Raw genomic sequence first — 22,661 nt, forward strand, 5'->3', positions numbered from 1 at the left:
AACATAATAGGAATATATTATAATAGCAAAATTAATTTTTAAAAATATATTTGCATAAATATAAATATGTGTTAAAATCCATTACAGTGAATAATTATTAATCCAAGTTATTGCTTGATAAAAACTATTCACATCGGATAAAATATCATTAATTACGCAATAGTATTAATCTTCAGAAATATTATAGGGGGAAAGTATATGAAAAAGGGATTTGTATTATTTTTAACAACTATCCTGCTTGTTGGAATTTTGGCAGCATGCGGTACATCCGATAAAAAGGATGGGGCAGCCGGGGACAAAAAGGATAATAAAGTATTGATTATGGGTACATCTGCAGACTATAAGCCATTCGAATATATTGAGACTGGCAAAGATGATGAAATTAAAGGTTTTGACGTTGACCTTGCAAAAGCCCTTGCCGGTAAGCTTGGTTATAAGGTTGAAATTAAAGACATTGATTTCAGTGGACTTATTCAGGCGTTGAAATCCAAGCAGGTTGATTTTGTACTTGCAGGTATGACTCCGACTGAAAAAAGAAAGAAAAACGTGGATTTCAGTGACATTTATTATAAGGCAAACCAAATGCTCGTTACTAAAAAAGGCAGCGGTATAGAGAAGCTTGAGGACCTGAAAGGAAAAACTGTCGGCGTACAGCTTGGCTCAATTCAGGAAACAAAAGCAAAGGATATCAATAAAACTGTCGCAATTAAAATTGAAAATCGTAATCGTATCCCGGATCTAATCCAGGAAATGAAAGCTGGCCGTTTCGATGCAGCAATAATTGAAGATATCGTAGCAAAAGGATATATGAAAAAGGAAACAGAACTAACTGGTTTCACATTGGACGAGGGTTCAGAAGAACAGGGATCTGCAATTGCTTTCCCTAAAGACAGTAATCTGACAGTGAAATTTAATAAAGAACTTAAGAAAATGCAAGATAATGGTGAGCTTGACAAGCTTGTTGTAAAATGGTTTGGCGGGGAACAATAACATTAATTCCGCAGAAAAATGAGGTGAACGTTCAGAGGGCATTGGCTTTCTGAACGTTTTTATCTAATCAGAATTTATTTGCAAAAATCTGAAAAACAAAAAAGCTGCGGCCTTGCCAACGCCGAGCTTTCTTTATGTATTGGCTAGTTTATATGGAGGGGTGGATCACTCGAATGAATCTGGACTTTGGACAATTTATACCCTCAATCCCCTATATATTGAAGGGTATAAAGGTAACACTGCAAATTGTTATATTGGCAGGTATTTTAGGCTTTGCGCTCGGTATTATTTTAACTTATTTCAAAATTAGTACGTTTAAAGTGTTGGGCTGGCTGGCAGATGCCTATACTTCTGTATTTAGAGGTACGCCGCTCGTGCTTCAATTGATGCTTATTTACTATGGTTCACCACAAATTGTCGGCTACCAAATTGAACCGTATACAGCTGCCATTTTATCGTTCGCGATGAATTCAGCTGCATATATATCAGAGATTATCCGTGCCGGTATATTAGCAGTGGATAAAGGGCAAAAAGAAGCGGCTATGGCACTTGGAGTTCCCTATGGAAAAATGATGTGGGATATCATTATGCCGCAGGCCTTAAAAAATATTTTGCCTGCCTTAATGAATGAATTTATTACTTTAACAAAAGAATCAGCAATCGTTACTACTATTGGTGTAACAGATGTTATGCGCCGTTCTTACCAGGCTGGGGCAGATAATTTTTCTTTCTTTGAGCCATTAATTATTGCAGGCTTGATTTACTACATCATGGTTATGGTTCTTACACTTCTTGGCAAAGCGCTTGAAAGGAGAATGAGACGCAGTGATTAAAGTGGATGATTTGCATAAGAATTTTGGCAAGCTTGAGGTCTTAAAAGGAATTACAACATCCATTAAAGAAGGAGAAGTTGTAGCGATTATTGGTCCTTCGGGTTCAGGGAAATCAACCTTTTTACGCTGTTTAAATCTCCTTGAAACTCCTACAAGCGGACATATTTGGATTAGTGATCATGAAGTAACCAATAAAAAAACAAATATAATGAAAATAAGGCAGAATGTCGGGATGGTTTTTCAGCATTTTCATTTGTTTCCTCACAAAACCGTAATGGAAAATCTGACGTATGCACCTATTAAGGTAAAAGGTTTATCAAAGCAAGAAGCAGAAAAAGTAGGTATGGACCTGCTAGACAGAGTAGGGCTATCAGATAAAGCGAAAGAGTATCCAACCCGTTTATCAGGAGGCCAGAAACAGCGTGTGGCAATTGCAAGGGCACTCGCAATGCAGCCAACTGTCATGCTTTTTGACGAGCCAACTTCTGCTCTTGACCCTGAAATGGTAAAAGAGGTTTTGGACGTTATGAAATCATTGGCTCATACTGGAATGACCATGGCTATCGTAACTCATGAAATGGGGTTTGCCCGTGAGGTGGCAGACAGAGTACTATTCCTTGATGGTGGCCAGCTTGTGGAAGATGCGCCCCCTATAGAGTTTTTTGCAAATCCAAAAAGCCAGCGTGCTCAGGACTTCCTTCAGAAAATGCTATGATTAGGTAATGGAAAGCTGAACTTCAAATTAAAAAAGAACGGAAACAACAAATAGTTGTTAGACTCAGCAACTGGACATAAACAATAATTCAAGGTTATAATTTTTTCACGGAAAAAGGTGATCCTCGGGTCATCTTTTTCTTTTATAAGAGATTAGAAGTTGGGCAGGAGATGAATAAGTGAAATTTAGAATTGGTTACCGGACATTAAAAACAGCTGCAGGGACAGCCATTTCAATAATCATTGCCCAAAAACTTGGTCTTCATAATTTCGTATCGGCAGGAATTCTTACAATTTTATGCATTCAGGTTACGAAAATGCGATCAATTAGGACTGCATGGGACCGGTTTCTAGCCTGTATGCTTGCTATGCCTTTTTCGGCTATTTTTTTTGAAGGAGTAGCCTATCATCCTGTTATGATAGGGGTCTTGCTCCTTTTTTTCATCCCTACTATTGTTTTATTAAAAGCAAAAGATGGTGTTGTGACCAGCAGCGTTATTATACTTCATATATATTCTGCCGGACATGTGACGGCTGGTCTATTCCTAAATGAATTTGGGGTTATTGTGACAGGGATAGGCGTTGCTTTATTCATGAATTTGTATATGCCGAGTGTTGAAAAGAGGATGGACGAACTTAGGAGAAAGGCAGAGGATAACTTTCAAAAAATATTATCCGAAATGGCGCTATTTCTTCGAAATGGGGAAAGCGACTGGGATGGACGTGAGATTACCGAAACGGCCGAAATACTAGAAGAGGGTAAAATTACTTCATCCCGCCATAATGAAAACCAGCTGTTAACCAATGAAAATATCTATTATCAATATTTTAAAATGCGGGAAAAACAGTTTGAAATTATTGAAAGGGTCCTTCCTTTAGTAACCTCCCTGGACCTTCAGGTTGAACAGGGAAAGATGATAGCAGAATTTTTGGAGGAGCTTTCAGAGAATGTACATCCCGGAAACACCGCAGTCTTATATATTGAAAAACTTATGAGGATGAAGGCTGAATTTGAGGAAATGGAACTTCCAAAAACAAGGGAAGAATTTGAAACAAGAGCAGCACTTTTTCAGTTAATAAATGAAATAAAAGATTATCTTATTATAAAAAGCTCTTTTAAAGGATTAAAAACAGCAGGAAAGTGAATGAAAAGAGTAAGATAGAAGCACACTAACGGGAAAAAAGCAGGTGACAGAGATGCTAATTCTGAAAATGCTTTCCCCAATTCTACTTTCTATTTTTCTTTCTCCCCTTTGGCCGCTTGGCCCTAATCCTGTTCCAGGGGATCCTTTTTTAATTGTTAATAAAAAAACCAATGAAATGGCTTTTGTAGAAGATAATCGGGTTCAAACGGTTGTCAGTATAGGCACGGGCAAGACGATGAAACTGACACCTGAAGGGATGTTTACAATTACAGTAAAAGCAAAAGATCCATATTACCGAAAGAAGAATATCCCAGGTGGCAGTCCTGCTAATCCGCTCGGAGCTCGGTGGATTGGTTTTGATGCTAAAGGAACGGATGGCCGTTCATATGGAATCCATGGAACCAATCAGCCTGAAACGATCGGAAGATATGTTTCAAAGGGCTGCATAAGAACGCAGAACGAAGTCATCAAGTCGCTCTATCCATTAATTCCTCTTGGGACTAAGGTTCTTGTGCTTTCATCGAAGAAATCTTTTAATACACTGGCAAAAGAATATAACGCCATTCAATAAAAGGGACTGTCCATTACCGGACAGTCCCTTGTTTTGGCTTTTATTATAGAATTTTTCTAAGGTAAGTAACCAGCATTGTAAAAGTCACAACTGGAGTTGTTTTTTTATTAAAAGAACTGTGCGATCCCTAGCAGGAGGGTGGAAGCAAGCATGGCAAATAGCATTAGGTACACAACGATTTTTCTGGATTTCCGATTTCTCAATGAACTCTCCTCCTTGTGAAGGCGAAATGTTTATTCCTATTGTAACTTGAATTTCTCTTTCGGACAATGTCCCTTCCTCATAATTTAGGAAGGATTTATGACATTTTTCACGAATATAGATTTGTTTAATATTTTCCTCAAATCAGAATTTATATTAAAATAATTGTAAACGCTTAAAAGTTAGACAAAAGATTGTTCATGCCTGATAAAAAAGAGGGGATTAAAATGATAAAAAAAGTCGATCATATTGGAATTGCCGTAAAGTCACTGGATAAAACCCTTCCTTTTTATACGGAAGTGTTACAACTCCCCTTGTTAGGGATAGAAGAAGTAGTAAGCGAGAAAGTTAGAGTTGCTTTTTTAAAAGCTGGTGAAACAAAGCTCGAGCTTCTTGAACCATTAAATGAGGAAAGTGCTATTGCAAAGTATATTGAAAAGCGGGGAGAAGGAATCCATCATGTCGCCCTGGGGGTGGATTCAATCGAAGAGAGAATTAGAGAAATCAAGGAAAAAGGTATCAGAATGATTAATGAGGAGCCAAAGACAGGAGCTGGCGGTGCGCTGGTGGCGTTTATGCATCCTAAATCCACAGAAGGAATTTTATACGAGCTTTGTGAAAAGAAGGGGTTGGAGAGACAGCATGGTTGATATATACGAAAAAATTAACGAATTGTACGATAGACGCCGTGAGGTAGAAATGGGCGGCGGCGATGAGCGAATTGAAAAACAGCATCAAAAAGGAAAGCTGACCGCAAGGGAACGGATTGAACTATTGGTGGATAAAGGGAGCTTTATCGAACTAAATCCATTTATTGAGCATCGGAGCACCGATTTTGGACTGGAAGACCAAAAGGGGCCAGGGGATGGAGTTGTAACAGGGTACGGAAAGGTGAATGGCCGTCCGATTTATTTATTCTCACAGGATTTTACCGTTTTTGGCGGAGCTCTTGGTGAAATGCATGCAAAAAAAATTGCCAATGTTATGGACCTGGCCGCCAAAAATGGAGCACCTTTTGTTGGTTTGAATGATTCCGGAGGTGCTCGAATCCAGGAAGGTGTAGTATCACTGGATGGATATGGGCAAATTTTTTATCGGAATTCTATTTATTCGGGAGTTATTCCTCAAATATCCGTCATTATGGGACCTTGCGCAGGCGGAGCAGTTTATTCCCCGGCAATTACCGATTTTGTTTTTATGGTGGAGAACACAAGCCAGATGTTTATCACAGGGCCAAAGGTTATTGAAACTGTAACAGGAGAGAAAATTTCGGCTGAAGACCTCGGAGGCGCTAAAGTCCATAACTCGATCAGCGGCAATGCACATTTCAGCGGGACGACAGAGGAAGAAGTTCTGGGAAATGTAAGAAAGCTGCTAAGCTATCTTCCTCAAAATAATGAAGAAAAGCCCGGTAGATTGGAAGTACCGGAGGAGGATGATTATCGTCCGGATTTAACGGATATTATTCCATTTGATGCTATCAGGCCTTATGACGTACGCAAGGTAATTGAGCAGGTAGCGGATCGAGACTCATTTATGGAAATACATAAAGATTTTGCGAAAAACATTGTTGTGGGATTTGCTAAAATTAAAGGAGAGACTGTGGGCCTTATTTGCAACCAGCCTAAGTTTATGGCAGGAGGACTCGATATCGATTCCTCTGATAAAGCCTCCAGATTCATACGTTTTTGTGATTCCTTTAATATCCCGCTCATCACTTTTGAAGATGTTACAGGTTTTTTTCCTGGGGTTAAACAAGAACACGGTGGAATCATTCGCCACGGTGCCAAGATCCTGTTTGCCTACTCCGAAGCAACAGTACCAAAACTGACCGTTATTTTACGAAAAGCTTACGGCGGTGCCTATGTGGCTCTTAACAGTAAATCGATTGGAGCGGACCTTGTATTTGCCTGGCCGAACGCCGAAATAGCCGTAATGGGACCACAGGGAGCAGCAAATATTATCTTTGCAAGGGAAATTCAAAATAGTGAAAATCCTGAAGCGGTCAGGCAGCAAAAAATTGAAGAATACCGTGAGAAATTTGCCAATCCTTATGTTGCGGCGAGCAGAGGCATGGTCGATGACGTCATTGACCCGCGGGAAACACGGATTAAAATTATTCAGGCTCTTGAAATGCTCCGTAATAAAAAGGAAACTAGGCCTGGGAAAAAGCATTCTAATATGCCATTATAAAGCTAGAAAAAAAGGCGTACAAACTGGCAACAGTTTTGGAACGCCTTTTTTATTGGTATATTAAGTTTCCTTTAGATTTGAAATGAAAATTGTCAGGGAATATTTAATTAGATTAGAAATTATAAATAGAAGATATTAATCGTCAATTTTAAGGTCAAAATGAATGCCAAAACTATTGTCAATTTCATTTGCAACCATAACGGAATTAAATCGTCTAATTCTACAAAGGGGGGGTGTAATTGAGGAAGATAATAAGTCTATTTTTCATTTTTCTAATCGGTTCTGCTTTTCTTATAAGTACAACCTATGCAAAATGGGCATATGCCTTTGTTGTCTACGATGGTAATCTTTATATTATTTCAGAGTCTCATATTGAACCTAAGCAAATTGGTATGAAAATCGGTGAGGTAACTAAGTATTCTGACATAGAAGGTACTTATAGCGGCAATTTTTCAAATCAGTTTCCAAAAGGTACTGAGTATTACGAAATCAAAGGTGTAACTGCAAAAGAAGCAATCGCCATTAAAGAAAGCAGAGAATCATTTATTAAAGCAAAATATGATGGCAAATATTCTGGTAGCGACGAAATTGACCATAAGCAATATATAGTAAAAAAATTATCATTTTATTTTATTGTAATCATTTTATTATTTAGTATTATTTATTTGTTTAAAATGAGAAGACGCACCAATCACTAACTTTTTGTCTGAATTTCTGTCAAAAGTTTTCTTTATATATATTAGTTTTAGCTCCATTTTTTTATGAGCTGAAAATTCACGATACTCCTGTGGAAAAACGAGCCAGCCGATACCTCGCAGTGAGGAACGGGTTCGGTGGTTTGTCCCCGGAAAGGGAGTGGACTTAAGTGAAGATCAACATTCAGCTTTACAAAGCATTTTTAAAAGAATTCACTTTTTTAAGAAAGGTTTTATCCAATATTTTCGATTCTTTCATTTGATGAAGAATTATTGTAGGGGTATACTGAAAAAGCGAGTACATGTACATAACGGAGGGATCATGAGAATGATTAACCAGGAACGTCTTTTAAATGAATTTTTGGAGTTAGTCCAAATCGATTCAGAAACAAAATATGAAACAGAAATAGCAAAAGTGCTGAAACAAAAATTTACTGACCTTGGTGTTGATGTATTTGAAGATGATACTACAGCTGTTACAGGTCATGGCGCAGGAAACCTGGTTTGTACGCTCAAGGGTACAAAAGAGGGCGTAGATACGATTTATTTTACTTCCCATATGGACACAGTAGTTCCAGCAAGAGGAGTAAAGCCTTCTATCAAGGATGGATATGTAGTAACAGATGGAACTACTATTTTGGGTGCTGATGATAAAACAGGCCTTTCAGTAATGCTTGAAACAATTCGAGTGCTAAAAGAACAAAATATTCCGCATGGAACTATCCAGTTTGTTATTACTGTTGGTGAAGAATCTGGTCTTGTTGGGGCAAAAGCATTAGATCGCAATTTAATGACGGCGAAGTATGGCTATGCTCTTGACAGTGATGGCCTTGTAGGGAATGTGGTTGTTGCAGCACCTACACAGGCTAAGGTATCAGCTGTTATTTATGGTAAAACTGCTCATGCAGGTGTGGCTCCAGAGAAAGGGATTTCTGCTATTACAATCGCTTCCAAGGCTATTGCGAGAATGCCTCTTGGCCGGATTGACGAAGAAACAACGGCGAATATTGGCCGCTTCGAAGGCGGACAGCAAACAAATATCGTTTGCGACCGTGTTGACATCCTATCTGAAGCAAGGTCACTAGTTCCTGAAAAAATGGAAGTACAAGTAGCTAAAATGAAAGAAGCTTTTGAATCTGCTGCTAAGGAAATGGGCGGAAGAGCAGAAGTGAGTGTACAGGTTATGTATCCTGGATTCAAATACGGTGAAGGCGACCATGTCGTTGAAGTAGCACGTAAAGCAGCGGCAAAAATTGGGCGTAGCTGTGAGCTTCAAAAGAGCGGTGGCGGCAGTGATGCCAATGTAATTGCCGGCTTTGACATTCCAACCGTTAACCTTGCTGTTGGTTATGAAGAAATCCACACAACAAATGAGCGTATGCCTCTTGAAGAATTATACAAGCTTGGAGAAATGGTCTTAGCGATCATTGAGGAAGTAGCTAATCAATAAGAAATAAGATCGACTGAAAGGAGAGCCTAATGAGGGTTCTTCTTTTTTTATCTAATCTCCGAGCGTTTAAGCACCTTCCAATCTTTGCATATTTTTCTTCTTCTGTTAAATAAGTCATGCTATATTAATAGTAATACATAATGCAAAAAAGCCCGCTGGCAAAAAGGAAGGGAACTTTTGACATGAACGAAACGACAAAAGCGGTAGTTTTTCAAATCGCAAATGAGGAATATGCACTGCCAATCGAAAATGTTATATCAATTGAAAAGCTGGAGGATGTAACTCCAATTCCTCACTTGCCCTCTTACGTAAAAGGAATTGTCGAGGTTAGGAATGAACTTATACCCATACTTGACTTAGAAGACATTCTTTATAACCGTCCGCTTTCCCTTAATGAATCAAGCCGATTAATTGTATTGCAGGCTGGTGAATTTTCATATGGTGCTCTTGTAGGGGAAGCAAAAGAAATTCTTGATATCCCGTCTGATAAGCTTAAACAGGTAAGCTTTTTAACATCTCCTAAAACAGCGTATTTAACTGGGATAGCAAATCTCAACCATCGTCTAATTGCTCTCTTGAATCCAGCTCTTCTTGCAGATTCCGTCGAAGGCGTAAATCAAGTAAAAGAGTATATAAAAAGCCGCCAATAGAAGGCGGCTTTTTCTAATTCAAAAGGTTAATTTGCTAATCTTGTAGAATAAAAAAGTAAATAGAAATAGGAGGAATGCGTGTGGCTGGAAAATTAATCCTTATCGAAGGACTGCCAGGATCAGGTAAATCAACAACGGCAAAGATTGTAAACGATATTGTTAAAGAAAAGGGGTTACAAGCGGAATTATTTTTAGAGGGAAATCTTAATCATCCAGCGGACTACGAAGGTACTGCTTTTTTAACTCATGAGGAATACGGAATCCTTCTAGACAAAGGGCTTTCCGATTTGCAGGATTATTGTCTGGAAAACGGCGATGGCTGGATTGTTCATTATAAAAAAATGATGGAGTCTAAATTATTTCCCGAGGAACTAACGGAGTACTCATTGAGGAAGGATATCTATGAACTTCCATTCAAACAGCATGTCCGACTAATTACACAAAAGTGGCAGGACTTTGTGGCAAAAGCTCTGATAGAGGATAAAACCTATATTTTTGAATGCTGTTTTATCCAAAATCCTGTGACTATGGGGATGGTGAAGTATGGAGAAGCAAATGAGAGAGTTTTGAATTATGTTGAGGAATTAGCATCCATAATAGAACCGCTAAATCCCTTATTGATATATGTCGATCAGAAGGATATAGAAAGGTCTTTTAAAAAGGCGATTCAGGAAAGGCCCTCCGAGTGGTATGAAGGCTTTAACCATTATTATACCAGCCAGGGATACGGACAAAAAAACGGTGTCTATGGTCTTGAGGGGACCTTGACAGTTTTAAAGAAAAGGAATGAACTTGAAAAGCAAATCTTTGAAGGATTGAATATTAAAAAAGTGAAACTAGATAGCTCACTATTTAATCAAGAAAATCACAAAGAGCAATTATCTGGAATCCTTAGCGAAGCTTTGAATACTCCGTTTACTTTATCCTGATATGAAGTTTTGCTAAAATGAAAGGTAGCTTGAGCCAAGGAAGTGCCACTTTATGAAAGAGATGTATCCGAAAAACGGGCGGGTTATATTACATGTGGATATGAATAGTTTTTATGCTTCAGTGGAGATGGCTTATGACCCAACACTGAAGGGTAAGCCTCTTGCAATTGCCGGAAATGTCGAAGAACGCAGGGGAATAATTGTTACTTGCAGCTATGAAGCACGGAAATTTGGGGTAAAGACTACTATGCCCCTGTGGGAAGCAAAAAAATTGTGTCCGCAATTGATTGTAAAAAAACCAAATTTTGAACGGTACAGATCAGCTTCACTTGGCATGTTCGAGATTTTAAGACAATACACAGAACTGGTTGAGCCCGTTTCCATTGATGAAGGATACCTTGATATAACCGATAGTTATGAATTCGGAAGTCCATTGGAAATTGCTCGTTCCATTCAAGACAGAGTTAAAGAACAGCTGGATCTGCCCTGCAGCATAGGGATTGCACCCAATAAGTTTTTGGCAAAAATGGCATCGGACATGAAAAAACCTATGGGTATAACAGTACTTAGAAAACGAGATGTCCCTTCTGTTCTTTGGCCGCTTCCTTCTGGGGAAATGCACGGAGTGGGTTCCAAGACAGCTGAAAAACTAAAAACAGTTGGTATTCAAACAATTGGTGATTTAGCTAAAGGAAATGAAATTCAGCTGAAAGCATTGCTTGGAATTAACGGAGTTCGATTAAAGGATAGGGCCAATGGAATTGATTCACGTCCGGTCGATCCAGAGTCTGTCAGTGATTTTAAAAGCATTGGAAATTCTACAACTCTGCCGAAAGATGAAACGAATCAAAAGGAATTATTCAAGGTTATGGACATGCTTGCAGAGAAGGTATCGGTACGTTTAAAAAGAAAAAATGTAGTAGCCTCAAGTCTGGGTATTACAATAAGGTACAAGGACAGAAAAACCATTACTCGAAGTAAAAAGCTCACTAACCCGGTCAGCAAGGAGCACGAGATTTCAGCTATGGCTAAACAAATGTTCCTGAAAAACTGGAATGGAAACCCAATTCGACTTCTCGGAATTACTGGCAGTGACTTAATCGATTATGACCATGCAGTTAAGCAGCTTGATATTTTCTCATTTGAGAAGGAGGCAAAAAAAGAACCATTATTGAAAACAGTTTCGATACTTCGGGAAAAATATGGGAAGAATATCATAGAAAGTGCCGGATCGCACAGCAAGGACTCTTCAGGAAGCATTGGAACAGAAACAAGCTTTAATAAAGACTTTCTCCGTTCTTTTCCACAGAAAAACGGAGAAAATAAAGAAAATGAATAAAACAGGCTTTAATAATATCTTCTTAAATATTTAACCAGTCAGAACTTCCAAATCGAAAGGATGTTGAAGAATGACAAAACAGCAAATTGGTGTTGTCGGTTTAGCAGTAATGGGGAAAAATCTTGCTTTCAATATTGAAAGCAGAGGTTATACAGTATCGGTTTATAATCGTTCGCGTGAAAAAACAGACGAAATGATGAAAGAATCGGAAGCAAAACAAATTTTTCCTACATATTCGATTGAGGAGTTTGTTAATTCACTTGAGTCCCCCCGAAAAATTCTATTAATGGTAAAAGCCGGGGCAGCAACGGATGCTACAATTGAACAATTAAAGCCTCACCTAAATAAGGGAGATATTTTAATTGATGGAGGGAATACATTTTTTGTAGATACACAAAGGCGAAACAAGGAATTGAGCGAGCTTGGATTCCACTTTATAGGCACTGGAGTATCCGGTGGAGAAGAGGGTGCTCTTCATGGACCTTCTATCATGCCAGGGGGCCAAAGGGAAGCCTATGATTTAGTAGCGCCAATTTTTAAGGACATCGCGGCAAAGGTAGATGATGAACCATGTACAACCTATATCGGACCGGATGGAGCCGGCCATTATGTGAAAATGGTGCATAACGGTATTGAGTATGGTGATATGCAGCTGATTTCAGAAGCATATTTTTTATTGAAAAACGTGCTTGGACTTAACGCCAGCGAGCTTCACTCTGTGTTCTCTGAATGGAACAAGGGAGAACTTGACAGCTATCTTATTGAAATTACTGCTGATATTTTTACTAAAATAGATGAAGAAACTGGGAAACCACTGGTGGATATGATTCTTGATACTGCTGGACAAAAAGGAACTGGTAAATGGACAAGCCAAAGTGCTCTTGATCTGGGAGTACCACTGCCGATTATTACAGAGTCTGTTTTTGCTCGTTTTATATCAGCCATGAAGGAAGAGCGGGTTCACGCCAGTAAAATCCTGAACGGTCCACAAGCCGGGGGCTTTAGCGGGGATAAAAAAACATTTGTAGAATCAGTGCGTAAAGCTCTTTACTTTAGTAAAATTTGCTCATATGCACAGGGATTTGCCCAAATGAGGTCGGCATCCGAGGAATATGGCTGGGATCTGCAGTATGGTGAAATAGCAATGATTTTCCGTGGCGGCTGTATTATCCGTGCTCAGTTCCTTCAAAAAATCAAGGATGCCTATGATAGAGATCCAGGCTTAAAAAACCTCCTTCTTGATCCTTACTTTAAGGACATTGCAGAGGAATACCAAAGCGCTCTCAGGGAAATTATTGGTTCTGCTGTCCAGAATGGTATTCCGGTTCCCTGTTTCTCTGCGGCCCTTGCATATTATGACAGCTATAGGACTGCGGTACTGCCGGCAAATCTTCTGCAGGCACAGAGGGATTATTTCGGAGCCCATACCTACCAGCGGACGGATAAAGAAGGTATATTCCATTCAAATTGGATGGAATAAAACTAAAAAGTGTGCTCTTTGATAAAAAGGGCACACTTTAATATGGACATTCTATTTGGTTTCTGGCGGAATAATTCCAGCTAAAAGCAGAATGAAGAAAACAAGACCGATTATCGTAAAAATAACGGAAGCATTAAAAAATGGCCCTCGGTTAAACTTAAGCGGCTGATAGTTTTGGATAAGACCAGTCTCTGCACTGGTGTGTGTATCAATGTATCTTGTTATAGCACCGCCACTGCTTGAAAACCAAAAAGTTATTAGAGAAAATACAATACCAGAAAAAAACATAATCTCAATAAAACGAACAGAAAGCTTATCGGATACTAAATATGTGAGCAATGACTCTATAGATAGAACAAATAAAATAATAATTGCCTTCTTCAAATTACCTCATCCCCTTTTATGGAAATTTTACCATAAATTTGATAATTTAAGAGGGTTTTTTGGCGCGTAATTAGGATTATATAATGATGGGGGTAAGTAAAAGTGAAGATTAAAGCCATATTTTTTGATTTGGATGATACCTTGCATGATCATCTAAAGCCCTTTAATCAGGCATTAAAAGATGTGTTTCCTGAAATTAATAAATCTATTATTATTGAGGAAGCTTACAAGAAATTCAGGGAGGCAAGTGACGAGCTTTGGGAATCGTACAGTGAAAATAGGTTATCTTTAGGAGAAATGAGAATAAAGAGGATAATTCAAGCGTTAAAAAGCTTAGGAATAGTAATAAAGGTCGAGGATGGAGAACGGTTTCAGGCTCAATACGAAGAACGGCTCAAGCAGCTCGAGCTGTTTCCTGAAGTACCTGAACTATTAAATACTTTAAAAAGGAAAGGGTACACTCTGGGATTGATTACAAATGGTCCAATAAAGCATCAGTGGAATAAAATAAATAAACTTCGTCTTACAGATTTTTTTCCAAATGAATTAATCCTTGTTTCAGATGAAATTGGAAAAGCAAAGCCTGAACCTGAGATATTTATTGAAGCAGCAAAAAGACTAAATTATCAACCACACCAATTACTCTACGTAGGGGATTCCTGGATAAATGATGTGTCAGGGCCAGTTAAAGCTGGTTGGAACTCTTTTTGGTTTAACCATAGGAATAGGAAGGCAAGTACCGAGGATAAACCGATAGCGGAGATAAAATATTTGAAGGAAATTCTCCTTTATTTATAGAGTTATAACTTGGGTCTCAAAAGAAAAACTCAGTTGGAAGAATGAATGGCCCTGTGATCAAAACTCGGTTGTGTTCCCCTTGTGAGAGGTGCAAATATTCATATTAAATGCACCCCTAAAAATGGAAGTTTTTAAGGTCTGTAGATAAGAACATAATCTCCAGGCCCTATTAAAGCAACTCCTATAACAGCTGCTATAAGCACGAGATTATATTCAAATCCTCCCTTATCAGCCCAATAGCCGTTTTTGCCGTGTACTGTAAAAATAGCATCAATCATTACTATTGCAATAAGGGCGGCACCTAGCCATGTCATCAATCCAGCAGCAAATAGCAGACCACCCACAAATTCAAAAAGACCTGCAAGAATAGCAAAAGTCTTACCGCCGGACTTAATTCCAATAGATCCTAGCCAGTTTCCAAAGTCAGACAGGCCTGGTCCGCCAAACCAGCCAAATAGTTTTTGCGCTCCATGCCCCAAAAAAGTAATACCGATCACCAACCGTATAATTAGAAGACCTAAATCAGTCATTGTAATCCTTCTTTCAGTAAAATTAGAACTTATTCTATCACTATCTCCAAAAGGAGAAGAGATAAGCATTATGCAGGGAAAAAAATTCCCCTCTGCAGGTAACAGAAAGGGAGTAGTAGCACCTAAATTCGCAGGACAGACAGATTTCTTTGAGAATCCTGTCTGTCCTGCATTCTTTTCTTTAACATTTATCAACATCAAGCTCCATAATTGGCCACCAGAAGAAGCCATCTTTTTCAAGAAGTTCATCTGCGGCTTTTGGCCCTTTTGAGCCCGCCTCATAGTTCGGATAACTTTCTTCCTTGGTATTTTCCCAAACCTCAGAAATATTGTCTACAAAGCTCCATGAAAGGGCTACTTCATCCCAGTGGGTAAAGTTGGTTGCATCACCGCGCATGCAATCATACAAAAGTTTTTCATATGCTTCGGGAGTATTCATTCCGTTAATACCGCTGTTGGCATAGCTTAATTTAACCTCAGTAGCATCCAAGTGCTGTCCTGCTTTTTTGGCATTAAGGTGAAGGGTTATGCCCTCGTCTGGTTGAATATGGATAACCAGAAGATTTGGATTTAATTCTTTATCAGTCTGATAGTACAAGTTCATAGGTATATCTTTAAATTGAATGACAATTTTCGTTGATTTAGTTGTCAATCTTTTTCCGGTACGAATATAAATAGGAACTCCGGCCCAGCGGAAATTATCAATCATTAGCTTAGCCGCTACATAGGTTTCAGTGTTTGATTCAGGATTAACCATCTGTTCCTCACGGTATGCAGGCAATTCCTCACCATTAACTGTACCTTTGCCATACTGGCCTCGCACAAAGTAATCCTTAATTTGTTCACCTTCAGGCATCCTTAAGGCACGAAGAACCTTTACCTTTTCGGAACGGATTTCCTCGTCTGTCAGACGGATTGGAGGTTCCATGGCAAGAAGGGCAACCATTTGCATCATATGATTTTGAACCATGTCCCTTAGCGCACCGCTTGTTTCGTAATACCGGCCGCGCTCCTCGACGCCAAGTGTCTCACTGGAAGTGATTTGGATGTTTGAAATATAGCGGTTATTCCAAAGTGGTTCAAAGATGGCATTTGCAAAACGGATCACTTCTATATTACGTACCATTTCTTTTCCAAGATAATGGTCGATACGATAAACTTCTTCCTCAGAAAAAGCAGTACGAATTTGCTCATTTAATTCCTTTGCAGATTCAAGGTCATGCCCAAATGGCTTTTCGATAACAAGCCGTTTAAAACCTTTTACATCTGTTAAGCCATCAGATTTTAAATGTAAGGCAATTGTTCCAAAGAACTCTGGGGCCATTGCGAGATAGAAGATGCGATTTCCGCCAATATTGTATTTTTCATCCAGTCCTGCAGCCATAGTTTTCAAAGTAGCATATGAACTTGAATCCGTGACATCATGGGAATGATAATAAAAATGAGATACAAATTCATCGATATTGGCGTCTTTACCTAATGCAGATAAGACCGAATCCTTAACTGAAGCCTGAAACTCATCATTGGTCAGCGGCCTTCTGGCCACGCCGACGACTGCAAACTGATCTGTAAGGCTGCCTTTTTCAAACAATCTGTAAAGTGAAGGAAACAGCTTCCTTTTGGCAAGGTCGCCAGTTGCTCCAAATATCATTATTAATGAAGTTGGTTTTCCGCTTTTATTCACGTTATAAAGACCTCTTTTCAAAATTAATTATCTTTATGTAGTTACTATTATTTTCATACCTGTACAAATACAAAATTTTATCTGTTTCGACAGGATTTCGCAAATAATACGCAATAATGTAGTTGTTTGCAAAATTAACGATTCATATCCATTGAAAAGGTTATGGTATAGTAAAATAAATGCCATTTGAAAGGTAAAGGATTGGGGTGGTTTCATTGGATATCTTTTTTCTGGGAACTGGAGCAGGAGTGCCGGCGAAGCTTCGCAATGTTACCTCTATTGCTCTTAAATTATTGGAGGAACGTGGGTCAGTTTGGCTTTTTGATTGCGGAGAGGCAACGCAGCATCAAATATTACATACATCAATTAAACCTAGAAGAATTGAAAAAGTCTTCATAACCCATCTGCATGGTGATCACATATACGGCCTTCCGGGGCTTTTATCGAGCCGGTCCTTTCAGGGAGGAGAAACTGAAGTAACTGTATATGGGCCAAAAGGGATTGAATCATACATTAGAATAAGTCTTAATGTAAGTCAGACATACTTAAAATACCCACTTAAAGTCGTTGAGATAGAAGAGGGAACCGTTTTTGAAGACAGTCAATTTAAAGTAGAGGCTAAACTGCTGGAGCATGGAATTCCTTCCTATGGATATAGGGTTGTTGAAAAGGACAAGCCAGGAACACTTCTCGCAGACAAACTAACACATGCAGGCGTTTCACCGGGTCCTATTTATAAAAAAATTAAAGCAGGGGAAATAGTAATATTAGAGGATGGAACTATTATCAATCCAAAGGACTTCGTTGGACCGGCACAAAAAGGCAGGGTAATAGCCATACTCGGAGACACAAGAGTTTGCCACAATGCTGTAGAATTATCAAGAGATGCTGACTTCCTTGTACATGAAGCTACATTTTCAAAAGATGAATCAAAGCTTGCTAGGGAATATTATCATAGTACGAATATCCAGGCCGCTGAAACTGCTATTAAGGCAGGAGCAAAAAGGCTGTGTCTGACTCACATTAGCTCCCGCTACGACAAGCAATCATCCCAGGAGTTATTAAATGAGGCCAGGGATATTTTCCTTAATACAGAAATAGCAGAGGATTTTAAAGAATTTCATTTGCCATATAAATAAGGAGGAGGGCATCCTTTGAAAACGGTTTACCTTGTTAGACATGCGAAGGCAGAAGGTCAGGAAGCGTCAGCACCCTTAACTGAGATTGGGAAGGAACAGGCTGAAAAGTTGGTTGATTTTTTTAAAAATAAAAAGGTGGAAAGAATATACTCCAGCCCCTTTAAACGTGCAGTGGAAACAATTGTCCCAACAGCAAACCAAAAGGGAGTTAAAATCATTGAGGACACCCGCCTTTCTGAACGCGTCCTGTGCGGTTATCAGCTTGAAGACTGGCAGGAAAGGCTAAAGCAAAGCTTTGATGATTTCGATATGATTTTTGAGGGGGGCGAGTGCAACGCGGATGGAATGAAAAGGGCAGTTTCTATCCTTGAGGAAGTCCTTGAATCAGAAGATCATCATATAGTCCTCGTAAGCCATGGGAATATGACTGTTCTTTTGCTTCGTTATTTCAATGACAGCTTTGGATTCGATCAGCTAATGGAAATGACTAATCCAGACGTATTTGAAGTAGTAGTTTCTTCAGAACAGACTGTGCTGAACCGAATTTGGGATGAGCTGACTTAAAAGTATCCATGGAAGGTTTTCAGAATCACCAAATAGATTGCAAAATTCGGCATGTTTTTCCTTTAAAAGAGGATTAACTTACAAAATTATGGGGAATATGTTGAATGCAGCCTGTTTTACATCTATTTGGGAGGGAAAGCGATGGATTTAGTAATGCTCCTAATTTATACAATGTTCATGGGGTCCGTTGTTCTGTTGTTCAGCGGGTTAGTTGGTTTCTTTTTTCCGAAACTTCATTTTCTTGTTGTTGTGATCATTAGTGCGTTAATTGGCGGTATCTTTGGTTATACATACGGTTTAACAAAAATGATGCTATTCACTGTGATATTTAATGCAGCATTATCATTAACTGCAATTTCACTTGCAAGATTTGGGCGTTATTTGAAAAATAAAGCTGATTTTGAAATGGCGGCAGATGAGATTTAATATAAGTCCCCCAAGAAGCTGATTCATTGGTGATCCTATGAATCAGCTTTTTTGTGCTTTTATTTAGAATAGTTCCACTTGACAATGGAATCGAATAATTTATAATATTCCTATATTCCGAGTAAAATAATATGATTAATGAGAATAGGTGGTTTCAGGTGTTTATCGAGATCAATAATATAAATAAGCAGTATTTAAATAAAGAAAAACAACCAGTAGATATATTAAGTGATATTAACCTGAAAATTGAAAAGGGTCAGTTTGTTTCTATTCTTGGACCATCCGGGTGCGGAAAATCAACCCTGCTTTCTATTGTGGCAGGCTTAACAGGTGCAACAAGCGGTGATGTACTTGTAGAAAACAGAAAAGTCGAAAAGCCTGGCAAAGACCGGGGAATGGTATTCCAGCAAGCCGCGCTCTTTCCATGGCTTAATGTGACTGAAAATGTAACATTTCCTTTAAAAAAGGAAATGACAAAAGCAGATGCAAAAGAACATGCGAAACAATATTTAAAAATGGTTCAGCTTGGAAACTACTTATCTCATTATCCTCATGAGCTGTCAGGAGGCATGCAGCAAAGAGTGGCGATAGCAAGAGCACTGGCAATGGACCCGGAGATTCTGTTAATGGATGAACCGTTTGGAGCGCTTGATGAACAAACCCGCTCCCGCCTCCATACACAATTGGAGAATATCTGGCTTGAGACACAAAAAACCATCCTGTTTGTCACCCATAGTATCTCTGAATCTATTAAACTTTCAGACCGGGTTATTGTAATGGGTACTAAGCCGGGAACAATATTACAGGATATAAAAATTGACCTGCCAAGGCCCCGTGATGAGTACAAAAAAGAGATGTACGAAATCGAGGAGTACATAATGAGCTATCTCAAGAAGGAAATCGACAAAGTGGTAAGAGAGGAACTGGCAGATGAAACCAACCATTAAACGACTTATATTCTTTGCGGTACTTATCGTTTTATGGGCAATAGGCTCACATTTGAATCTATGGCTTCCGACCATTCTTCCGTCGCCTGCCCAGGTATTTAAAGCATTGGTTACCGGTATTAAAGATAAAACTCTTATATATGACCTTGTTGCAAGTTTTAAAAGACTTTTTCTAGGATTGGGAATTTCGATTATCATTGGCTCGGCAATTGGAATTCTGTTAGCAAAATCAAAAACAGCAGATGAAACCCTGGGCTCATTAATATTGGCATTACAATCCGTTCCAAGCATTGTCTGGCTTCCGCTGGCCATTATGTGGTTTGGTATGAACGAAGTTTCCGTTATTTTCGTTGTCATTCTTGGAGGAACTTTTGTAATGACTCTCAATATGAGAACAGGAATTAAAAACGTGGCTCCTTTATTTATAAAAGCAGCAAGAACAATGGGCGCCTCTGGTATGGACTTGTTTTGGAGGGTTAGTTTGCCTGCCTCAATCCCTTATGTGGTAACAGGTGCCAGACTTGCCTGGGCATTTGCCTGGCGTGCTCTTATGGCCGGAGAATTGTTAAGCACAGGACCAGGACTTGGCTATACACTTCGCTATGCATCAGATTTCGGCGATATGTCATTAGTTATTGCAGTAATGATAATTATTGGGGTTATTGGCTCTATAGTAGATCAGCTAATTTTTCAGCGAATTGAAAAATCTGTCCTTCATCGCTGGGGACTGGAATCATAAAAATACGGGGGTATTGAAATGAAGAAAAAAGGTTTATTATTAGCAGGATTGTTAGCTCTTTCCGGCGTGCTTGGCGGCTGTGGCAGTACTGGCGAGAAAGCATCTTCGGAACCAAAGAAAATTGTTATTGGATATTTTCCAAACATCAACCATGTTCCGGCAATGGTTGCGAAAGACAAAGGATATTTTGAAAAGCGTCTTGGCGACGGAACAAAGGTCGAATATAAAACATTTGCAGAAGGCGGATCCTTCATGACTGCCCTTAAAACCGGCGATATTGACGCAGGTCTTGTTGGCCCTGGACCAGCTATGAATAATTTTTCTACTGGTGCCGATGTTAAAATCATCGCAGGTGCATCAACAGGCGGAACTGTTGTTTTGGCTAGCAAGAACAGTGGAATTAAATCACCTAAGGATTTTTCAGGAAAAACATTTATAACTCCTGGTGTCGGCTGTACACATGATGTTCAGTATGAAACATACCTTGAGAAAGCCGGTGTAACCTCAAAACGTATCGGCGGTACTATGAAGCACTTAACAGGTAACCCTGCGCAATATGCTAATATGCTAAAAGCCGGTAAAATTGATATTGCCGTCGCACCGGAACCATGGGCAGCGGTAATTGAAGAGCAAACAGACGCTAATGTTGTAATTGGATGGGATAAAGTTGCATTCGGAGAAACACTTCCAGCTTCCGTTCTAGTTACAACAGGAAAAGAAATTAAAGATAATCCAAAGCTGGTTCAGGAAATTATTGATGCTCACAAGGATGCAGTAAGTTTCATCAATAAGAATCCGGAAGAAGCAAAAAAGATTACGATTAATGATATTAAAAAGACAACTGGACAAAAGCTTTCCAAGTCTGTTGTTGACCGTGCGTGGGATCGGATTGGATTTACTTATAAGGTAGATAACCAGGCAATCCAGGATTTCTCAGATTCTTCCTATGAATTAAAGTTCTTAAAAAACAAACCAAACTTTAAAAATCTTATTGATAAAGAATTTATTAACTAATAAAGCTAAGGGTGTCAGGAAAAAATCCTGACACCCGTTTTATTTTATCCTAAGTTAATTTTTCTTCCTTCCTTGGATGAGAGCCTGATAGCGTCCAAAACCTGCTGTGTGTTCTTTCCTGAATCAAAATCAGCGAGGTAGGGATGCTTTTGTCCTCTGTCAAGGGATTCGTATAAAGCATCGAGCATTCGGTTAAAGGCATTATAGTATCGTGCCGCGACCGCTGGCATACTTTCAGGAGCATTCAAATCTTTTAAAAGCTCTTCCTTCTCTAGTGGTTCATCACCTTCTGATAAAAATACTTCCTTATCATCCAGCATCAAAAGTGTCCCATTTGTACCGAAAATCTCAAGACGCCAATCATTGGCTGTTTTCCGGGCAGCCGATATAAGCTCCATGGTAACGGTAGTGCCGTTTCCTAGTGTCCCGATTACCTGAAACCCATCATCTGCTGTACGGTGTTCTGTATTGCCTTCTGAGTCTGTTTGAACAGGAACATGAATAGGAAGATTGGCAAACACTTCACTGTATTGGCTTCCCATCCACCATTGCAGGGAATCTGTCATATGAGAACCTATAGCCCCAAGCATTCCTCCGCCTTTTTCTGCCTGTCCCAGCCATCCGCGTGCTCTGGAAGTAAGGGCGTTCAAGCTGGCAAATGAGCAAAGATATCTGACATGCAGAATATTACCAAGCTTTCCGCTATCCAAAACTTCTTTCACCTTTAATCTTGCTGGAAGGAAACGGAACTCATGATTGATCAATCCCATATTTCCAGACCTTTCTTTCGCTTTCACCATTTCTTCAACCTCGGCAGTATCAAATGCCATTGGCTTTTCACAAAGTACATGGACACCTTTTTGATATGCAGCCTCTGTCATTTCATGGTGCAAATGTACTGCGGATGCAACTACAAGAAGGTCCAGTTCTTCTTTTTCCAGCATTAGGCGCCAGTCAGTATATACGTTCTCGATACCGCTAGTCTCCCTGGCTTCCTCAATATTTCCCCTGGATACACTGGCAATCGCAACTGGTTCAAATCCCTCATGATTTTTAAACATGGGAGCATGAACACGTGCTCCGAATCCTGTTCCAATAATACCCACTCTAAATTTCTTCATAAAAACAGCTCCTTCTTAGAAAAACTTGAATACGTCGTTCAGATTTTATAAATATAAATTCTGATTAGCTAATGAAAGGGGCCGGGATATCACCCGGTCCCTTTATAAATAGCATACTTTTTAGA

The 22,661-nt window shown here is 39.2% G+C and carries 25 protein-coding genes; 20 read left to right on the forward strand and 5 right to left on the reverse strand.

What is annotated here, in order from left to right:
• Positions 1-198: 198 nt before the first annotated feature.
• The 5 genes from AC3WR0_RS10975 to AC3WR0_RS10995 all read left to right on the forward strand — a co-directional run bounded on the left by AC3WR0_RS10975 (position 199) and on the right by AC3WR0_RS10995 (position 4,253).
• Positions 199-990: a transporter substrate-binding domain-containing protein gene (locus tag AC3WR0_RS10975; RefSeq protein ID WP_492552348.1), complete on the forward strand. Its 792-nt coding sequence runs from the start codon at positions 199-201 to the stop codon at positions 988-990.
• A 173-nt stretch (positions 991-1,163) separates the two neighbouring features.
• Complete coding sequence (locus AC3WR0_RS10980) at positions 1,164-1,823, forward strand: amino acid ABC transporter permease (RefSeq protein ID WP_492552349.1); 660 nt, start codon at positions 1,164-1,166, stop codon at positions 1,821-1,823.
• Positions 1,816-2,538: an amino acid ABC transporter ATP-binding protein gene (locus AC3WR0_RS10985; RefSeq protein WP_492552350.1), complete on the forward strand. Its 723-nt coding sequence runs from the start codon at positions 1,816-1,818 to the stop codon at positions 2,536-2,538. The genes AC3WR0_RS10980 and AC3WR0_RS10985 overlap by 8 nt, the downstream gene beginning before the upstream one ends.
• Before the next feature lie 178 nt (positions 2,539-2,716).
• A complete protein-coding gene (locus tag AC3WR0_RS10990; protein WP_492552351.1) occupies positions 2,717-3,682 on the forward strand; it encodes an aromatic acid exporter family protein in 966 nt (321 codons plus the stop codon).
• Positions 3,683-3,734: 52 nt separating this feature from the next.
• Positions 3,735-4,253, forward strand: a complete 519-nt coding sequence (locus tag AC3WR0_RS10995; protein ID WP_492552352.1) for a L,D-transpeptidase — start codon at positions 3,735-3,737, stop codon at positions 4,251-4,253.
• Positions 4,254-4,360: 107 nt separating this feature from the next.
• Here AC3WR0_RS10995 and prli42 read toward each other — a convergent pair whose 3' ends face one another.
• The gene (prli42, locus tag AC3WR0_RS11000) at positions 4,361-4,456 is read right to left on the reverse strand and encodes a stressosome-associated protein Prli42 (RefSeq protein ID WP_155900201.1); all 96 of its coding nucleotides are present in this window, start codon (positions 4,454-4,456) and stop codon (positions 4,361-4,363) included.
• Between the two features lie 225 nt (positions 4,457-4,681).
• Here prli42 and mce point away from each other — a divergent pair, with 225 nt between their 5' ends.
• The 8 genes from mce to gnd all read left to right on the forward strand — a co-directional run bounded on the left by mce (position 4,682) and on the right by gnd (position 13,190).
• Positions 4,682-5,104 carry a methylmalonyl-CoA epimerase gene (gene mce, locus AC3WR0_RS11005; protein WP_492552353.1) on the forward strand — a complete coding sequence of 141 codons (423 nt, stop codon included), beginning with the start codon at positions 4,682-4,684 and terminating at the stop codon, positions 5,102-5,104.
• Positions 5,097-6,647 (forward strand): acyl-CoA carboxylase subunit beta, encoded by a 1,551-nt coding sequence (locus AC3WR0_RS11010; protein ID WP_492552354.1) that lies wholly within the window; start codon positions 5,097-5,099, stop codon positions 6,645-6,647. Before mce ends, AC3WR0_RS11010 begins: the two co-directional genes overlap by 8 nt.
• 239 nt (positions 6,648-6,886) lie before the next feature.
• Positions 6,887-7,345, forward strand: a complete 459-nt coding sequence (locus AC3WR0_RS11015) for a hypothetical protein (protein WP_492552355.1) — start codon at positions 6,887-6,889, stop codon at positions 7,343-7,345.
• A gap of 325 nt (positions 7,346-7,670) precedes the next feature.
• Positions 7,671-8,792, forward strand: a complete 1,122-nt coding sequence (locus AC3WR0_RS11020; RefSeq protein WP_492552396.1) for a tripeptidase T — start codon at positions 7,671-7,673, stop codon at positions 8,790-8,792.
• Positions 8,793-8,974: 182 nt separating this feature from the next.
• Positions 8,975-9,442, forward strand: coding sequence for a chemotaxis protein CheW (locus AC3WR0_RS11025; protein WP_492552356.1), 468 nt, complete (start codon positions 8,975-8,977; stop codon positions 9,440-9,442).
• A gap of 80 nt (positions 9,443-9,522) precedes the next feature.
• Entirely contained in the window at positions 9,523-10,371 is an 849-nt protein-coding gene (locus AC3WR0_RS11030) for a P-loop NTPase family protein (RefSeq protein WP_492552357.1), read from the forward strand.
• 52 nt (positions 10,372-10,423) lie between these two features.
• Positions 10,424-11,710, forward strand: coding sequence for a DNA polymerase IV (locus tag AC3WR0_RS11035; RefSeq protein ID WP_492552358.1), 1,287 nt, complete (start codon positions 10,424-10,426; stop codon positions 11,708-11,710).
• A 70-nt stretch (positions 11,711-11,780) separates the two neighbouring features.
• Positions 11,781-13,190 carry an NADP-dependent phosphogluconate dehydrogenase gene (gnd, locus tag AC3WR0_RS11040; protein ID WP_492552359.1) on the forward strand — a complete coding sequence of 470 codons (1,410 nt, stop codon included), beginning with the start codon at positions 11,781-11,783 and terminating at the stop codon, positions 13,188-13,190.
• Positions 13,191-13,241: 51 nt separating this feature from the next.
• Here the strand turns inward: gnd and AC3WR0_RS11045 are convergent, their stop codons facing one another.
• Positions 13,242-13,574 carry a hypothetical protein gene (locus AC3WR0_RS11045; RefSeq protein ID WP_492552360.1) on the reverse strand — a complete coding sequence of 111 codons (333 nt, stop codon included), beginning with the start codon at positions 13,572-13,574 and terminating at the stop codon, positions 13,242-13,244.
• A gap of 102 nt (positions 13,575-13,676) precedes the next feature.
• Between AC3WR0_RS11045 and AC3WR0_RS11050 the strand changes: the two genes are divergently transcribed.
• Positions 13,677-14,372, forward strand: a complete 696-nt coding sequence (locus tag AC3WR0_RS11050; protein WP_492552361.1) for an HAD family hydrolase — start codon at positions 13,677-13,679, stop codon at positions 14,370-14,372.
• A gap of 131 nt (positions 14,373-14,503) precedes the next feature.
• Here the strand turns inward: AC3WR0_RS11050 and AC3WR0_RS11055 are convergent, their stop codons facing one another.
• On the reverse strand, positions 14,504-14,902 hold the full coding sequence (locus AC3WR0_RS11055) for a DoxX family protein (protein WP_492552362.1): 399 nt from the start codon (positions 14,900-14,902) through the stop codon (positions 14,504-14,506).
• Between the two features lie 181 nt (positions 14,903-15,083).
• Entirely contained in the window at positions 15,084-16,586 is a 1,503-nt protein-coding gene (gene zwf / locus AC3WR0_RS11060) for a glucose-6-phosphate dehydrogenase (protein ID WP_492552363.1), read from the reverse strand.
• A 215-nt stretch (positions 16,587-16,801) separates the two neighbouring features.
• Here zwf and rnz point away from each other — a divergent pair, with 215 nt between their 5' ends.
• The 6 genes from rnz to AC3WR0_RS11090 all read left to right on the forward strand — a co-directional run bounded on the left by rnz (position 16,802) and on the right by AC3WR0_RS11090 (position 21,415).
• On the forward strand, positions 16,802-17,725 hold the full coding sequence (rnz, locus tag AC3WR0_RS11065) for a ribonuclease Z (RefSeq protein ID WP_492552364.1): 924 nt from the start codon (positions 16,802-16,804) through the stop codon (positions 17,723-17,725).
• Positions 17,726-17,740: 15 nt separating this feature from the next.
• Complete coding sequence (locus tag AC3WR0_RS11070) at positions 17,741-18,289, forward strand: histidine phosphatase family protein (protein ID WP_492552365.1); 549 nt, start codon at positions 17,741-17,743, stop codon at positions 18,287-18,289.
• 141 nt (positions 18,290-18,430) lie between these two features.
• Entirely contained in the window at positions 18,431-18,715 is a 285-nt protein-coding gene (locus tag AC3WR0_RS11075) for a hypothetical protein (protein ID WP_027323679.1), read from the forward strand.
• A gap of 158 nt (positions 18,716-18,873) precedes the next feature.
• Positions 18,874-19,662 (forward strand): ABC transporter ATP-binding protein, encoded by a 789-nt coding sequence (locus AC3WR0_RS11080; protein WP_492552366.1) that lies wholly within the window; start codon positions 18,874-18,876, stop codon positions 19,660-19,662.
• Entirely contained in the window at positions 19,646-20,401 is a 756-nt protein-coding gene (locus AC3WR0_RS11085; RefSeq protein WP_492552367.1) for an ABC transporter permease, read from the forward strand. Before AC3WR0_RS11080 ends, AC3WR0_RS11085 begins: the two co-directional genes overlap by 17 nt.
• Positions 20,402-20,419: 18 nt before the next feature.
• The gene (locus AC3WR0_RS11090; protein ID WP_492552368.1) at positions 20,420-21,415 is read left to right on the forward strand and encodes an ABC transporter substrate-binding protein; all 996 of its coding nucleotides are present in this window, start codon (positions 20,420-20,422) and stop codon (positions 21,413-21,415) included.
• Between the two features lie 44 nt (positions 21,416-21,459).
• On the opposite strand, the gene AC3WR0_RS11095 is transcribed toward AC3WR0_RS11090, so the two are convergent.
• Positions 21,460-22,536 (reverse strand): Gfo/Idh/MocA family protein, encoded by a 1,077-nt coding sequence (locus tag AC3WR0_RS11095; protein ID WP_492552369.1) that lies wholly within the window; start codon positions 22,534-22,536, stop codon positions 21,460-21,462.
• Positions 22,537-22,661 lie beyond the last annotated feature (125 nt).

The sequence above is a fragment of the Neobacillus sp. FW104-15D2 genome, assembly GCF_058790155.1.